Below are 15,597 nucleotides of genomic sequence, written 5' to 3' on the forward strand. Positions count from 1 at the left end.
GTGTGACCTTTCTACGGGCCTGGCGTCCGGGAATCGTTACCGTGCAGGGCAGGCTGGTGCCGGTCGGGGCTCTCCCGCCGCAACCACAGGGACACGTGCTCGGGCTGCATCGCCTCGCGCACCACGTCGCGCAGGTCGGACGTCGTCGTCGGCAGGTCGACCTCCTGTCGCAACCGGTCGGCGAAGTCCTGCAGGGTGCGGGCGGCGTCGTAGCGGGAGCGGAAGAACCGGCGGTCGACGCCGCGCTGGAGGGCGGCGCGCACGGGGCGGAACAGCGCGGCCACGGCCAGCGTGGACGCCGCAACCGCGAGGTCGGAGTCACGCGGCACCACCGGGTTCAGCACGACCTGCAGCACCAGCACCAGCACGACGTACGTCGCCAGCAGCACGACGGTGAGCGCCGTGTAGACCAGGGTGCGCTTGATGACCAGGTCGACGTCGTAGAGGCGGTAGCGCAGGATCGCGATGCCCGTGGCGACCGGGATCAGGTTCACGACCACCGCGATCACCACGGCCACCCCGGGCACGACGTTCCACAGTGCCACGACGAACGGGGCGACCACGGCCACCACGCACGCGGCGAAGACGAACCACTTCAGCTGCTGACGTTCCACGCCTGTGGCCTGCCGCATCCGCTGGACCAGGGACACCGCCGCGCCGGCGAGCGAGCCGGCCAGCAGCAACATGCCGACGGGGAAGCAGAGCTCGACGACGACGTGGTCCACGAGGAACGGGTTCTGGTCCGGTGCGAACTCGGGGTTCGCCCAGGTGCCGAAGGCCATGCCGGTGACGGCGAGCAAGGCGCCCAGGGTGGCTCCCCACAGGACCCAGCGCCAGCGGCGTCCTGAGAGCCGCCCGTCCGGGAAGAGGGCGACGATGGCTGTCCAGGCGGCCATCTCGCCGACCCACACCCAGGTACCCGACCACGCACCCACCTGGCCGTCCGACCATCCGGTGTCGGCGGCCAGCAGCCCGTAGCCCTCCACGAGCTCGGCGACCGCGACGTAGAGCCCCAGCCCGAGGAACAGCCAGCCCACCCGGTTGCCGCCGGCGCGGGAGACCACCAGGGCTCCGACGGTGGCGAGGTTGAGGGGCAGCACCGCGTAGAGGACCAGGTCGGACGCCACGTCGCGGCCGGCCGACATCGCGGTGCTGGCGAGGACCAGGACGAGGATCAGGGTCCAGAGGAAGACCGCGACCCGGTTCACGACTGCCTCCTCAGCCACAGGGACACGTGGGCCGGCTGCATCGCCTCTCGGACGACGGCGCGCAGGTCGGTTCCGAGCGAGTCGAGGTCGAGCTCGTTGCGGAGGCGTTCGGAGAACTCCTCAACGGTCCGGGCGGCGTCGTAGCGGGAGCGGAAGAACCGGCGGTCGACTCCGCGTTGGATGGCTGAGCGCACGGGACGGAACAGCGCGGCGACCGTCAGCGTGGAGGCGGCCACGGCGAGGTCGGACTCTCCCGCCAGCGGCCGAAGCAGGACCTGGAGCACCAGGACCAGCACGGCGTACGTCGCGAGCAGCACGATGGTGAGGGACGTGTAGACCAGGGTGCGCTTGATGACCAGGTCGATGTCGTAGAGCCGGTAGTGGAGGATCGCCAGACCGGCCGCCAGCGGGATGGTGCTGAACCCCGCCACCACCAGCGCCTGCCCGACCCAGGCGACGGATGTCAGGAACAGGCCGACGCTGACCGCGCAGCACAGAAGGAAGAGGAGCGCGGCGAGCGTGAACCACCGGAGCTGCAGCCGCTCCTCGCCGTGCGACCTGCGGAACCGGAGCACGAGGGAGCCGACGCCCAGCAGGACCGTGACCAGGGTTCCGGTCCAGCCGACGATCTCGACGAGCGGCATGGCAGGACCCGGAACCCCGAGCGGATTCGGCACGCCCGCCACCGGCGAGTCCGAGAGGGCACCCGGCCGGAGGGCCGCACCGGCCGACATCGCCGTCAGGCTGAGCAGGGTGAGCCACGTCGCCGGGCGCCAGCGGGGGCTCAGGGGACGGCCGTCGGGGAAGAGGAGGAACAGCAGCGGCGGGACGCCGAAGAGGGCAGGGAGGAACACCCACGACGTCAGCCAGGCCGCTGCGATGCCCCCGGGCAGGGAGCGGCCGCCGTCGAGGGCGAGTGCGGCATAGCTGTACGACGCTCCCGACACCGCGAGCAGCAGGCCGGACCCGAGGAAGAGCCAGCCGATCACGTTGTGCGGGTGCCGGGACGCGACCAACGCACCGACCGCCAGCAGCACGGCGACGACCAGGCTGGAGGCGAGGTCGAACTCCGGACTCGCGCCCGCGGCCAGCCCGAGCACCCAGTTCACGACGATGAGGACCACTCCGGTGCCGGCCGCCGTCCACGCCAGCACGCGGGTCCGCCGCGGTCTCACGGTCCCCCCATCCGCAACCACAGGGACACGTGCTCCGGCTGCATGGTGCTCGTGACCACGGCGCGGAGGTCCGTGCCGAGCGAGTCGAGCTCGAGATCGTGCCGCAGTCGCTCGGAGAAGTCGTCGAGGGTGCGGGCGGCGTCGTAGCTGGACCGGAAGAACCGGCGGTCGACGCCCCGCTGGATCGCGGAACGCAGCGGGCGGAAGAGGGCTGCGACAGCCAGCGTCGACCCGGCCACGGCGAGGTCGGAGTCGCCAGCGACCGGGCTCAGCACAGTCTGGAGCAGCAGCACCAGCACGACGTACGTCGCCACCAGTACGACCGTCAGAGCGGTATAGACGAGGGTGCGCTTGATGACCACGTCGATGTCGTAGAGCCGGTGCCGCAGGATCCCGACCCAGGCGCTGACGGGGAGCAGCGTCAGCCCGACGAGCGTCAGCACGAGCGCCACGTCGGAGAAGAGGCCGGGCGCCAGGATCGCCACGGCCACCGACACCCCCACGAGCGTCGCCGCGGACGTGAACCACTTCAGCTGCAGCCGTTCGGTGCCGGTGGAGTGCCAGGTGCGGACGACCAGGGCCAAGGCGCACAGCGCCACGGCCGGGAACCCGAGCCAGTCCGTCGCTCGTGCGACGACCTCGACGACGTCGCCGGCGGCGCCGGTGGCGCCGAGGGGATTCTCGATGCCGGGTCTGATGACGCCCGGTAGGATGCTGTAGCTCACCATCGCCGTTGTGACCACGACGCCGAACACCCACGCCGTCCACGTCCAGGACCGCGACATCGTGCGGCCCGTGGGGAACAGCTGCAGCAGCAGGCCGGGCAGGCCGAAGAAGACCGGGATGCCGAGGGTCATGCTCACCCACGCAGCCCCCTCCTGCCCCGGTAGCGGGCCGGCCGACGTGTCGATCCCGAGCTCGGCGTAGGACGCGGTCGACCACAGGACGCCGATGCCGAGCCCGATCGTCAGGATCGGCCAGCCGACAGCGTTCCCGGGGAGCCGGCCCGCCAGCATCGCGCCGGTGACAGCGCAGGCGATCCCGACCCACGAGAACGAGAAGGCCAGGAGCACATCTTCCCCGTCGGTCGGGCCGGCCCACGCGCCCACGGCCGCGCCGGTCACGGTGAGCGCACACGCCACCAAGCACACCGACAGCGTGAGGCGACTCATCGGTCCTCCCTCAGCCACAGCGAGACGTGCCTCGGCTGCATGGTGTCCGTGACCACGGCACGCAGGTCGGTGCCCAGGGAGTCGAGGTCGAGCTCGTGGCGCAGCCGCTCGGAGAACTCCCCGAGGGTCCGGGCGGCGTCGTAGCGGGAGCGGAAGAACCGGCGGTCGACCCCCCGCTGGAAGGCCGAGCGCAGGGGACGGAACAGTGCGGCCACCGCCAGCGTCGACGCGGCGACCGCCAGGTTCGAGTCACCGGCCACGGGGCGCAGGAGGGGGTGGAGCGTCAGCACCAGCACCAGGTACGTCGCCACCAGCGCCGCGGTGAGCGACCCGTAGACCAGCGTGCGCTTGATGACCACGTCGATGTCGTAGAGCCGGTAGCGGAGGATCGCGACGCCCGCGGTGATCGGGAGCATGACCACGCCGACCAGCCCGACCGTGAAGCCCACGTCGGCGAGGAGGCCGCCCGCCGGCAGGACGGCGAACCCGAGTCCGACACCGGCCACGGTGGCGCAGTAGCTGAACCACTTGAGCTGTTCCCTCTCCACCCCGTGCGACCGACGCAGTCGGGTCACGACGGCCGCAGCGCAGAGCAGCATGGCCGGCATCGCCAGCAGGTCGGTCACGTCGGCGACCTCACGGCTGAGCCGGCCCGCGTCGCCGGGCAGCCCGAGCGGGTTGGGGACACCCGGCCCGATCGAACCGGGGGCCAGGCCGTAGCTCAGCGTCGCCGCGGCGACCGTAAGGCCCAGCACCCAGGCCAGCGCCCGCCAGCGGGGGGACACGAGGTGGCCGTCCGGGAACAGGAGCAGCAGGAAGCCGGTCAACCCGAAGAAGACCGGGATGCCGAGGACGTCGCCCACCCACGCCGCCGCGGTCTGACCGGGGAGCGGACCGGCCGGGGTGAGGACCCCCACCTCGGCGTAGGCGCCCGTCGCGAGGAGGACACCGGTGCCGAGCCCGAGCCCGAGGATGATCCACCCGACGGCGTTGCCGGGGACGCGGGAGGCGACCACCGAGCCGGTCACTGCGCACCCGACGCCCATGGCGGCGAAGGCAACCGCGACCAGCCCGTCGAACCAGTCGATCCACCCGAGCCACGTGGTCAGGACGACCCCCGGGAGGGTCAGCGTCACGGCGACGACCGCGAGGACGGCCACGAGGCGCCTCATGGGTCGGTCCGGATCCACAGCGAGACGTGCGTCGGCTGCATGGTGTCGTGGACGACCGAGCGCAGCTCGGTGCCGAGCGAGTCGAGGTCGACCTCGTGGCGCAACCGGTCGGTGAAGGCCGACAGGGTCAGGGCGGCGTCGTACCGGGACCGGTAGAAGCGCCGGTCGACGGCGGCCTGCACCCGGGAGCGCAGCGGACGGAAGAGCCCGGCCACCGCGAGCGTCGAGGCCGCGACGGCCAGGTCCGACTTCCCGGTCAGCGGGTCCAGGACCAGCCGGAACAGCAGGACCGACACCAGGTAGGTGGCGACCAGCAGCGTGGTCAGGATGGCGTAGACGAGGGTGCGGTTGATGACCAGGTCGATGTCGTAGAGGCGGTGCCGCACGATCGAGGCGGCCGTCGCGATCGGCAGTCCGAGGAAGGCCCCGAACGCGAGCAGGAACGCCGCGATGCGCAGGACCGGGCCACCGGTCTCGCCTCCGTCGGAGATGCCGGAGGCCACCACGAACAACGGCAGCAGGAACGCGGCGTACGCGAACAGCTTCAGCTGCTGGCGCTCGCGACGCCCCGCCCGTCGCCACCGCGCCACGATCGAGGCGAACGCCACGACGGCCGACGCGACCCACAGCAGGATGGACACCGAGCTGACGACCTCGTAGGCGGCCGGGCTGATGGCCGTGGGGTTCTCGATCACCGACTGGTCGATGGTGCCGGGAGTGAGGGCGTCGTTGGCGACCATGCCGACGAACGCGACCCCCGCCAGCCACAGGCCCCAGCGCCAGCGGGGCGAGACGGGCCGACCGTCGGGGAACAGCTGGGGCAGGACCGTCACCACGATCGCCAGCGCCGGCACGTAGGTCCAGGACTGCAGCCAGGCCGCGAGCTCGTCGAGGGGAAGGTCGCCCGTGCTGAATACCAGGGAGTAGTACTGGTACCGCTCGGCGAACAGGTAGAGGCCGACGAACATCCCGACGCCGGCGAAGAGCCGGCCGATGGCGTGCCCCGGCCGCGCCCTCAGGATGACCAGGGAGACGGTGGCGAAGGTCAGCGCCTGCACGTCCAGGACCAGGTTGAGGACCCACACCGGGACCAGGTCGGCCGTGTCGTAGCGGCGCTCTTGGGGCAGCATCAGCGAGCCGGCGACCAGCAGGACGGTCACCGCGAAGGGGACCCAGGCCACCCAGCGCCGCTGCCCGCCGCTCATCGAGCGCCCCCGCCCGCCCGCAGCCACAAGGACAGGTGGGTGGGCTGGACGGTCTCGCGGACGACGCCGCGCAGGTCGGCGCTGACCGCGTCGAGGTCGACCTCCTGGCGGAGCCGCCCCGAGAAGGACTCGACGGTGCGGGTGGCGTCGTACTTGCTCCGGTAGAAGCGGCGGTCGACGACCTGCTGGATCCGCGCCCGTACCGGGCGGAACAGCGCGGCCACGGCCAGCGTCGATGCGGCCACCGCCAGGTCGGAGCCACCGGCCAGCGGCTCCAGCAGCACCCGGAGGACGAGCACGCCGACGAGGTACGTCGCGACCAGCGTGGCCGTGAGGGCTCCGTAGACGACCGTGCGGGAGATGATCCGGTCGATGTCGTAGAGCCGGTAGCGCAGGACGGCCAGGCCCGCCGAGACCGGCAGCCCGGCCAGGATCAGCGCGAACACGAAGGCGAACGCGTGACCGGCCACGCTGTCGTCGGGGGAGTCCGTGATCGACGCGATCGCGCCGCCGACGAGCAGGAAGAGGGGGATCATCGCCGCCGCGAACGCGAACCACTTCACCTGCTGGCGCTCCACGCCGCGCGAGCGCCGCAGCCTCACCACCAGGGCTGCGGCCGCGCACCCGATCAGGGGTGTGAAGAGCAGGTCCTCCGGGAGCGCCACCAGGGGCTCCAGGGCCGGGATGCCCACGGGGTTGCGGACCGTCGGGAAGTCGGCCAGCGGACCGGGGACCAGGGCGAACCGGGCGACGACCGGAGCCATCAGGCCGAGCGAGAACCACGCGGTGACCCGCCAGCGCGGCGACAGCAGGTGGCCGTCGGGGAAGAGCAGGAGGCACAGGGCGATGAACCCAGGAGCCAGCACGCTCGCCCACGTGGCGAACCAGGCGGCGAAGGTCGCCGCGGGCAGCGCGGAGACCTCCAGCGAGTACCACGCGTAGCCGTAGGCCAGCTGCACCCAGCCCTCGACCGCCGCCAGCGAGAGGAACAGCCAGCCGATGGGGTTGCGGGGCTGGTGCTGGGCCACCACCGCCCCGACCACGCCGAACGCCAGGGTCCCGACGGCGAAGGCAGCGGTCAGGGGCAGCGAGTTGCCCTGCTCCCGGAGCACCTCGTCCGGGACGAGCGAGAGGAGGACCAGTCCCGCGGTCGCCGTGACGACGAAGACTCCCGTGGTCGCCCACCCCAGCGCGCCGGGCCTCACGCCGGCTCCCGCAACCACAGCGAGACATGCTCGGGCTGGACGGTGTCGCGCACCACGAGGCGCAGGTCGGTGCTGACCTCGTCCAGGTCGACCTCCTGGCCCAGCCTGGCGGCGAACGCCTCGACGGTACGGGTGGCGTCGTACTTGCTCCGGTAGAAGCGGCGGTCGACGGCCTGCTGGATCCGTCCGCGCACCGGCCGGAACAGCGCGGCGACGGCGAGCGTCGAGGCGGCCACCGCCAGGTCGGAGTCACCGGTCACCGGGTCGAGCAGCACCCGGAGCAGCAGCACCGAAACCAGGTAGGTGCCGACCAGGGTTGCCGTCAGCACGGCGTAGACCACGGTGCGGTTGAGGATCCGGTCGATGTCGTAGAGCCGGTGCCGCAGCAGCGCGATGCCGATCGCGACCGGGAGCAGACCGAAGGACGCCAGGGAGAGGTTCTGCAACACGAGCAGCCAGGCCGGATCCTCGGCCGAGAACGCGTCGGGCTTGAGGAACTGCCCGACCATCGCGGCCAGGTAGCAGGTGGCGACAATCACCCCGGCCTCGGCGAGCCACTTCAGCTGTTGCCGCTCGACCCCGCTCGAGCGGCGGAACCGCTGGACGAGGGCGACCGCGGCCGCCACCATGCACGCCGGCATGAGCGGCAGCACCAGCTGCAGCACGAAGAGCTGGGCGCGCTCGACGCTCTCGACGAACATCGGGTTCGCCACCCCGTCGACCGGTCCCTCCGTGAGGGTCTCGGAGCCCACGGTGATGCCCAGGGCGAGCACCACCATGGCCGAGAGCGCGACCGGTGGTAGCCAACGCCATCCGGGCGAAGGCAGGTGGCCGTCCGGGAAGAGCAGGATCACGAAGATCCCGATCGACCCGATCAGCCAGATCCAGCTGCTCTCCACCAGCCCCGCGGCCACGGCACCACCGGGCAGCACGCCGGGATCGACCACCAGGGTGTACGCCGCGTACTCGTCGAGCAGCGAGGGAAGCGAGAGCGCCATCCCGACACCGAGCAGGAGCAGCCAGCCCATGCGGTTGGGGGGCTTGCGGTGCACGATGACGAGCCCGACACAGGGGAAGCTGAAGGCCATCAGGACGAACGCGGCCTCGAGGGCGAATCCGGCGCTTCCCCACGTGGACGTTGGATCCGGAATGGCCAGCGCCAGGGCGAGCCCGACCAGCAGCACTGACAGGTGGAAGAGCCACGTGGCCCAGCCGGCCCGTCGCAGGGCGCGGTCGGACCAGTCGGACAGCGGGCTCACGGGGTGCCTCGCAGCCACAACGACACGTGCGTGGGTTGGACGGCGTCACGGACGACGCCGACCAGGTCGGTGCTGACCGAGTCGAGGTCGACCTCGTGGCGGAGCCGACCCGCGAAGGAACCCACGGTGAGGGCGGCGTCGTACCGGCTCCGGTCGAACCTGCGGTCCACGACCTGCTGGATCCGGCCGCGGACGGGTCGGAAGAGCGCAGCGACGGCGAGCGTGGACGCGGCAACGGCGAGGTCGGACGTGCCGGCCACCGGGGCGAGGAGCAGACGCAGGCTCAGCACCGAGACCAGGTAGACAGCGGCGAGGGTCACCGTGAGCGACCCGTAGACCAGCGTCCGCTTGACCACGAGTTCGATGTCGTAGAGCCGGTGGCGCAGGATCGCGATGCCCACCGCCACCGGGATCCCGAGGACGACGAAGAGCAGCGTGCCGAACCAGCCGATCGCGCCGACGACCCGCACCCAGTCGGGTGCACCAGGAGCGCCGACCTGCTCGACGAAGACGTCGAACATGGCCAGCAGCAGGCTGCACACCACGAGAGCACCCACGTAGGCGAACCACGCGACCTGCTGTCGCTCGCGCCCTCGTGCCCGGCGCAGCCGCACGACCAGCGCTGCCGCGCCCAGCAGGAACCCCACGGTGACCAGCACGTCGCTCGCGAGGCTCAGGGCGGACAGCGCCCTCTCCGCGCCGGGGATCCCGAGCGGGTTCGGGATGGCCTGCGGTGAGTCGACGTCGATCGCCCCGGGACGGAAGGCCTCCGACACCAGCGCGCATGCGAGCGCGGCGTACCCGATCCAGAGCGCGAACCGCCACCGGGGCGAGATCAGCCGCCCGTCCGGGAACAGCATCGGGAGCACCACGGCCGCCACGTAGAGCCAGACGTACCAGGTGCAGCTGCTCAGCCACGCGGCCGCGACGGCGAACGGGCGGCCGGGCTCGGCGACGTAGGCGTCGACCAGGCCCTGGAGGGCGAACGACAGCGCGATGACCAGCAGCAGCCAGCCCACCGCGTTGCGCGGTTCGCGGACCGCGACCATGGCTCCCGTCAGGGCGTACCCGAGCGCCAGGACGGTCAGCAGCTCGTCGAGCGCCCCGCTCCCGCGAACGTAGAGGATGGCCGTGCCGAGCCACATCAGCACGAAGAGCGCGCACGAGCCCCAGGCGAGCACTGCGACCGTTGCCGATCCCCGGGTCGGTGGGCGCACGCCGAGCACCTCCCCTCCTGGCCACTCGGACGACGTCGTCGACCACCGTCGGCGGTCGTCGTCCCGGAAACGTTACGACGCGGTCGCCCGGCTCGCTTGGTGTCTGCGCGTGCTGTGCCTCGTGTCGCGGCGTCGGAGGCACGTCTCCGTTACGATCTGCGGTGATTGCACGGCTGCCGTACCGGTTGCCGCCACGCGTCACGGGGGTGTCGATGATCGAGGTGCAGCTGCTCGGCCCACCTCGGGTGGTCCGGGACGGTCGCCCGCTGTCCTTCGACACGCGCAAGGCGACCGCGCTGCTGGCCCACCTCTGCCTCACCGAGACGGCCCGACCGCGCGACGCGCTGGCCGACCTGCTGTGGCCCGACGCGGACCTGTCCCACGCCCGGGGCGCCCTCCGCCGCACCCTCTCCAGCCTGCGCGGTGCGCTCGGCGCCGAGCACGTCGAGGCCACCCGGGACCAGGTACGGCTGGTGAGGGGCTCCGACCTGGCGGTGGACGTGGACCGGTTCCGGTCCCGGCGGGGCGCAGGCGACCTCGACGGGGCGGTCGCGGCCTGGGGTGGCGACCTGCTCGAGGGCTTCGCGGTCCGTGACGCGCCGGCGTTCGAGGAGTGGGCCGAGACCCACGGGGCGACGCTGCGGCGGGAGTACGCCGCGACCCTGGGCGCGCTCGCCGGCGAGCGGGAGGCCGCCGGCGACGGGGTCGGGGCGCTGGCCCTGGTCCGCCGCTGGCTGGCGCTCGACCCGCTCCACGAGCCGGCCCACCAGGCCCTGATCCGGTTGCTGGCCGTCACCGGTGACCGGGCCGGCGCGCTGGTCCAGTACCGCGAGTGCGTGCGCACCCTGTCGCGCGAGCTCGGCGTGCCGCCCCTGGCGGAGACCACCGCGCTCTACGAGGCGATCAACGAGGGGTCCTTCGAGATGCCCCGTCCGACCACGCCTCCGGCCGCTCCGGCACCGCCCGACGGTTCCTTGCCCGACGTCGCTGCGGTGCCGGTGCCGGCGTTCGTCGGTCGTGGTGCCGACCTGGCGGCACTCGTGGCGGCGTACGACGACGTCACCATTGACGGGCGGGTCGCGCTGGTCGAGGGCGAGGCCGGCATCGGCAAGACCCGGCTCGTCGAGGAGCTGGCCGGGAGGGCGCAGCGGGCCGGGGCCACGGTGGGATGGGCCCGTGGCTACGAGGACGAGGCAGGTCTGCCCTACCGCCCGGTCGTCGACCTGCTGCGCGAGCGGACGCGGGAGGACCCCGGGTGGATCGATGCCCTCGACGACCGGGTGCTGTCGGAGGTGGCGCGACTCGTGCCGGAGGTGGCTCCGGCCGTGTCCACGCGCAGCCTGGCCGACCCGGCGACGGTCGACGACCCCGGCGCCGAGGGCCGGTTCCTGGGGGCGCTCTGGGACGCACTGACGCAGGCCGTGTCGGGGGCCGCGCCGGGTGTCCTCGTGCTCGACGACGCCCAGTGGGCCGACGTGTCCACCCTGCGACTGCTCGCGTTCGGCCTGCGCAGGCTGGCCGGCCGTGCGGTGCTCGTCGTGGTCGGGTGGCGTACCCCGCACGAACACCCTGCACGCGACGCCGCGTCCGTCGCGGCCCGGGCCGGAGGCATCCAGCTCCTCCTCGGCCGGCTGGACGAGGAGGCGGTGGGCGAGCTGGTCCGGTCGGTGCGCGCGGACGACGTCGACCCCGCAGTGGTGCACCGGTTCTGGGCGACGACCGAGGGCGTCCCGTTGATGCTGGTGGAGTACCTCCGCGCCAGCGACGTCGGTGACGTCATGCCCTCCGGGGCGCGCGACGCCTTGCGGGCCCGGCTGGCGCCCGCCGGTGAGACGGCCCGGCAGATCCTGTCCGCCGCGGCCGTGCTCGGCCGGAGCTTCGACGTCGACACCGTCCGCACCGTGAGCGGCCGATCGGACGAGGAGACCGTGGCGTCCCTGGAGGAGCTGGTGAGTCGCGGGCTGGTGCAGGAGCGTGAGGTCGACTACGACTTCGACCACGAGCTGCTGCGCACCGTCGCGTACGACCAGACCAGCCTGGCCCGGAGGCGGCTGCTCCACCGACGTGCCGCGGCGGCGGTCCCGTCCCTGGCCGCGCAGGCGCGGCACCACGAGCTGGCGGGGCAGGACGCCGCGGCCGCCGACGCGCACCGTGCGGCCGGGGACCAGGCGCGGGCCGTGTTCGCCAACGTGGAGGCGCTGGACCACCTCCGGCGGGCCCTCGAGCTCGGGCACCCCGATCGCAGCGGGTTGCAGACCGCGCTGTCCGACGTCCAGGTGGTGCTGGGTGACTACGCCGGTGCCCTGGTGAGCCTGCGAGCGGCGGCGGCCGACGCCCCACCCGAGGACCTGCCGCGACTGGAGCACCGGCTTGGTCGGCTGCACGTGAGGCGCGGCGAGTACGCGCTGGCCGAGGCGCACCTGGAGGCGGCGCTCTCCGCGTTGCCGGACGACCCCGCCGCGCGGGCGGGCGTCACCGCCGACCGGGCCCTGGCGGCGTACTCGCTGGGCGAGCCCGATCGCGCCCGGCTGCTGGCGAGTGAGGCGGTGTCCCTGGCCGAGCAGGCGGAGGAGAACCGTGCTCTCTGCCAAGGGCTCAACCTGCTCGGGATGATGGCGGCGACGGAGGGCGCGGTCGACGCCGCGATCGCCCACCTGCACCGCAGCCGGGCGATGGCAGAGCAGCTCGGCGACCGGGACCTGCAGGTCGCGGCCCTGAACAACCTCGCCCTGGCCCACCGCGCACGCGGCGACCTGGCCGTCGCCGTGGAGCTGACCCAGGAGGCGCTCCGGACCTGCGTCACCCTCGGCGACCGGCACCGGGAGGCCGCCCTGCACAACAACCTCGCCGACCTCCTCCACGCCCTCGGACGGGCGGAGGACGCAATGAGCCACCTCAAGAGCGCGGTCGAGATCTTCGCCGAGGTGGGGGAGGGTCAGCAGCTGGAGCCCGAGATCTGGAAGCTCGTGCGCTGGTGACCCGTCCGGCCACTCACGAACGGTCGGGACGTCCTCCGGACAGCTCCCTGGGTGGCAGGTGGTAGTACCAGCCGTAGCGCCATCCCGTCCACGTCAGGTCGCGGCCCAACGCCCCTAGAATCCGGTGCAATGTCCTCATCGGACCCTCCCTCGTCGGCGGTGTCTCCGGTCGACCGTGGCACCGGGGGCGGCGCGGTCGCGTCGGGGAAGTCCCCCAACCCCGGGGTCGAGCCGGTGGGCCGGGGTGCCGAGCTGCGGCAGCTGGCCGGGCTGCTCGACGCCGCCCGTGCAGGGAACGGCGGGGTGCTGCTGCTCCAGGGAGAGCCGGGCATCGGGAAGACCACGTTGCTCGACGCGGCGCGCGGGATGGCGTCGGGGTTCCGGGTGCTGGGCGCCCAGGGGGTGGAGACCGAGTCGGTGCTGCCGCACGCCGGGCTGGTGCAGCTGCTGGGCCCGCTGCGGGAGCTGGCGGGACGGCTGCCCCCGGGGCAGGGCGAGGCGCTGGGTCGCGCGCTGGGCTGGTCGGCCGAGCGCGGCCCCGTCGACCGGTTCCTCGTCGCCGCGGCGACGCTGTCGTTGCTCGCCGAGGCCGCCGAGAAGTCGCCCCTCCTCGTCGTGGTGGACGACCTGATGTGGGTGGACCCCGAGTCGGCGTCCGCCCTGTTGTTCGCGGTACGCCGGCTCGACCAGGACCGGGTCGCCGTGGTGTTGGCGTCCCGACCCCTGACGCCGGTGTCCGGGCTCGTCGAGGGCCTCCCCACCCTGTCGCTCGCCGGCCTGGACGAGGACGGCAGCAGGCACCTGCTCGGCAGCGCGGTGACCGCCGCGGTGGCACGGCGGCTGCACGCCGCCAGCGGAGGCAACCCGCTGGCCCTGCTCGAGGTCGCGCGGCGGATGAGCGCGGCGCAGGCGGGCGGAGGCGCCGGCCTCCCTGACCCGCTGCCCGTGGGCGACCGGCTCGGTGCCGCCCTCGACCGGACCCTCGCGTCCCTCTCACCGGCCGCCGCCCGGGGGGTACTCCTGGCCGCCGTGCACCCCGCGGAGGCGGACGCCGTCGTCTCCTCCGCACTCACCGCCGAGGGGCTCGACGCCGGAGCGGCCGTCGACGAGGCGGTCGACCGGGAGGTCCTGCGGGAGGAGTCCGGCGGCGGCCACGGGTTCCGGCACCCGTTGCTACGCGCGGCGGCCGTGCGGCGTGCCTCTGCCGGGGAGCGCCGCTCCGCCCATCGTGCGCTCGCAGCCGCGAGCCCGGCGGCGGACGACCCCGTCGCGCTGTGGCACCTCGCCCACGCCGCCGACCGGCCCGACGAGAACCTGGCCGGTCGGCTCGCGGCGCTCGCCACCGACAGCCGCAGCCGGACCGGACACGCCTCGGCCTCCGCAGCCCTGGAGCGTGCCGCCTGGCTCACCCCCGACCCGGGCCAGGCCGCGTCGCGGAGGGCCGCGGCAGCCCGGGACGCGTTCGTGGGAGGCGACATGGTCCGGACCCGACGGCTCGCGGCGGCGGTGCTCGACGACCGACTCGCACCGCGCGAGGCCCGCGCGGTGGCAGGCCTCGCGCAGGGGATGCTGGAGCAGTACGCCGGCTCCGTGCCGGCCGCAGCGACCCTGCTCGCCGAGGCCGTCGACTGCAGCGACGGGGCTGCGCGGGTACCCGCCCTGACCGAGCTGGCGCTCACGAGCTTCCGCCTCGGGGACATGGAGGCGTTCCATGCCTGCGCGACCCGGATCGCGGAGGCGGCCGACGGCTCCCGGGCCGACCAGCGCCTCGCGCGCGACTTCACCACGGGGGTGTCCCTGCTGCTCCACGACCAGCGGGAGGCGGGACAGGCGCTGCTCCGCAGCGTGGTCGAGCAGTCCGCCGACCTGACGGTGTCCGAGGTGCCCCATGCGGCCCTGCTGCTGGCCATGGCCGCGGGCTTCCTGGGTGACCCGCGACCTGCCATGGAGACCGGGCTGCGGCTGCTCGCCGAGCTCCGCGCGCGGGGCGAGGTCGGCGTCCTGGTGTCCACCCTGGCCATCGTCGCCGCGGGGCGCGCCTGGCTCGGCGACCACGTCGGGGCGTTCGCGGACGCCGGCGAGGCGGTGGAGCTCGGGACCCATCTGGGTTACGTGGCCGACGTGTCGGTCGCCGAGGAGACGCTTGCCTGGCAGCTGGCGGCGCGTGGCAGGCACGAGGAGGCCGCCGAGGCGCTCGTGCGTGCCCGCGCGCTGACCGATCGGGCCGGGACCACGGCGGTAGCGGCCCACCAGGCCCTCACCGCGGCGTACTGCGCGCTCTGCCGAGGGGACGTCGCCGCCGTGGTGGCCGAGCTGGAGCCGCGGCTGGACCTCGACGGCGGCGTGGGGGCGATGGGCGAGCCGCTCGGCGTGGCACCGATGCTCGTGGAGGCCTACGTCGCCCTCGGACGGGGCGAGGACGCGCTGGACCTGGCGCGCCGCCTCGAGACGGCGACCTCGCCGGACGCTCCGGCCCACCAGCGCGCGCCGGTGCTGCGCACGCTCGCGCTCGCGGCGGTGGACGACGACGAGGCCCTGGCGACGTACGGCGCGGCCCTCGCGGCACACGCGGAGGCCCCGGAGCTGTTCGAGACCGCCCACACGACGCTGCTGCTGGGGTCGCGGCTGCGCCGGGCCGGACGTCGGGTGGAGGCGCGGGAACGGCTCCGGCAGGCCCGGGAGGCCTTCGCTGCGATGGACCTGTCGCTGTGGGTGGAGCGGTCCGACGCCGAGCTGGCGGCGACCGGCACCACCCGCACCCCGGCGGCCGCCGTCGGTGACGCACTGACCTCCCAGGAGGCCCGCGTGGCGCGCCTGGTCGCCGAGGGGCTCACCAACCGGGAGGTCGCGGCGGCCCTGTTCCTGAGCCCGAAGACCGTCGAGCACCACCTCTCGAGCGTCTTCCGCAAGCGCGGGCTGCGCTCCCGGGGCGAGCTGATCCGCGCGTTCGCCCGGGTCCCGGGCAACGGTGGGGAACACTCCTGACCCGCTGCCGGTTGGAGGAAG

Annotated in this window: 10 protein-coding genes; 2 read left to right on the plus strand and 8 right to left on the minus strand. The window is 73.5% G+C overall.

All coding sequences use genetic code 11. From position 1 onward, the window contains the following. Nucleotides 1-11 precede the first annotated feature (11 nt). From ACQ1X7_RS15100 to ACQ1X7_RS15135, 8 genes are read right to left on the minus strand one after another with little or no spacing between them, the layout of a single operon-like run. A complete protein-coding gene (locus tag ACQ1X7_RS15100; protein ID WP_432479037.1) occupies nucleotides 12-1,208 on the minus strand; it encodes a hypothetical protein in 1,197 nt (398 codons plus the stop codon). Further along, nucleotides 1,205-2,383: a hypothetical protein gene (locus tag ACQ1X7_RS15105; RefSeq protein WP_432479038.1), complete on the minus strand. Its 1,179-nt coding sequence runs from the start codon at nucleotides 2,381-2,383 to the stop codon at nucleotides 1,205-1,207. The genes ACQ1X7_RS15100 and ACQ1X7_RS15105 overlap by 4 nt, the downstream gene beginning before the upstream one ends. Further along, the gene (locus tag ACQ1X7_RS15110; protein ID WP_432479039.1) at nucleotides 2,380-3,555 is read right to left on the minus strand and encodes a hypothetical protein; all 1,176 of its coding nucleotides are present in this window, start codon (nucleotides 3,553-3,555) and stop codon (nucleotides 2,380-2,382) included. Before ACQ1X7_RS15110 ends, ACQ1X7_RS15105 begins: the two co-directional genes overlap by 4 nt. After that, entirely contained in the window at nucleotides 3,552-4,727 is a 1,176-nt protein-coding gene (locus ACQ1X7_RS15115) for a hypothetical protein (RefSeq protein ID WP_432479040.1), read from the minus strand. Before ACQ1X7_RS15115 ends, ACQ1X7_RS15110 begins: the two co-directional genes overlap by 4 nt. After that, nucleotides 4,724-5,932, minus strand: a complete 1,209-nt coding sequence (locus tag ACQ1X7_RS15120; protein ID WP_432479041.1) for a hypothetical protein — start codon at nucleotides 5,930-5,932, stop codon at nucleotides 4,724-4,726. Before ACQ1X7_RS15120 ends, ACQ1X7_RS15115 begins: the two co-directional genes overlap by 4 nt. Beyond that, complete coding sequence (locus ACQ1X7_RS15125; RefSeq protein ID WP_432479042.1) at nucleotides 5,929-7,137, minus strand: hypothetical protein; 1,209 nt, start codon at nucleotides 7,135-7,137, stop codon at nucleotides 5,929-5,931. Before ACQ1X7_RS15125 ends, ACQ1X7_RS15120 begins: the two co-directional genes overlap by 4 nt. Continuing rightward, nucleotides 7,134-8,396, minus strand: a complete 1,263-nt coding sequence (locus ACQ1X7_RS15130; protein WP_432479043.1) for a hypothetical protein — start codon at nucleotides 8,394-8,396, stop codon at nucleotides 7,134-7,136. Before ACQ1X7_RS15130 ends, ACQ1X7_RS15125 begins: the two co-directional genes overlap by 4 nt. Further along, on the minus strand, nucleotides 8,393-9,613 hold the full coding sequence (locus ACQ1X7_RS15135; protein WP_432479044.1) for a hypothetical protein: 1,221 nt from the start codon (nucleotides 9,611-9,613) through the stop codon (nucleotides 8,393-8,395). The genes ACQ1X7_RS15130 and ACQ1X7_RS15135 overlap by 4 nt, the downstream gene beginning before the upstream one ends. Nucleotides 9,614-9,774: 161 nt before the next feature. On the opposite strand from ACQ1X7_RS15135, the gene ACQ1X7_RS15140 reads away from it, so the two are divergent. Next, the gene (locus tag ACQ1X7_RS15140; RefSeq protein ID WP_432479045.1) at nucleotides 9,775-12,591 is read left to right on the plus strand and encodes an ATP-binding protein; all 2,817 of its coding nucleotides are present in this window, start codon (nucleotides 9,775-9,777) and stop codon (nucleotides 12,589-12,591) included. A 129-nt stretch (nucleotides 12,592-12,720) separates the two neighbouring features. Then, nucleotides 12,721-15,576, plus strand: coding sequence for a helix-turn-helix transcriptional regulator (locus ACQ1X7_RS15145; protein WP_432479046.1), 2,856 nt, complete (start codon nucleotides 12,721-12,723; stop codon nucleotides 15,574-15,576). Nucleotides 15,577-15,597: the final 21 nt, after the last annotated feature.

It is taken from the genome of Nocardioides sp. GXQ0305 (assembly GCF_050880345.1).
In the GTDB taxonomy this organism is placed as follows: Bacteria; Actinomycetota; Actinomycetes; order Propionibacteriales; family Nocardioidaceae; genus Nocardioides.

Coding starts and splice junctions, on each gene's coding strand:
- ACQ1X7_RS15115 (WP_432479040.1), bottom strand. CDS start 4,727: ATGAGGCGCCTCGTGGCCGTCCTCGCGGTCGTCGCCGTGACGCTGACC.
- ACQ1X7_RS15110 (WP_432479039.1), bottom strand. CDS start 3,555: ATGAGTCGCCTCACGCTGTCGGTGTGCTTGGTGGCGTGTGCGCTCACC.
- ACQ1X7_RS15120 (WP_432479041.1), bottom strand. CDS start 5,932: ATGAGCGGCGGGCAGCGGCGCTGGGTGGCCTGGGTCCCCTTCGCGGTG.
- ACQ1X7_RS15145 (WP_432479046.1), top strand. CDS start 12,721: ATGTCCTCATCGGACCCTCCCTCGTCGGCGGTGTCTCCGGTCGACCGT.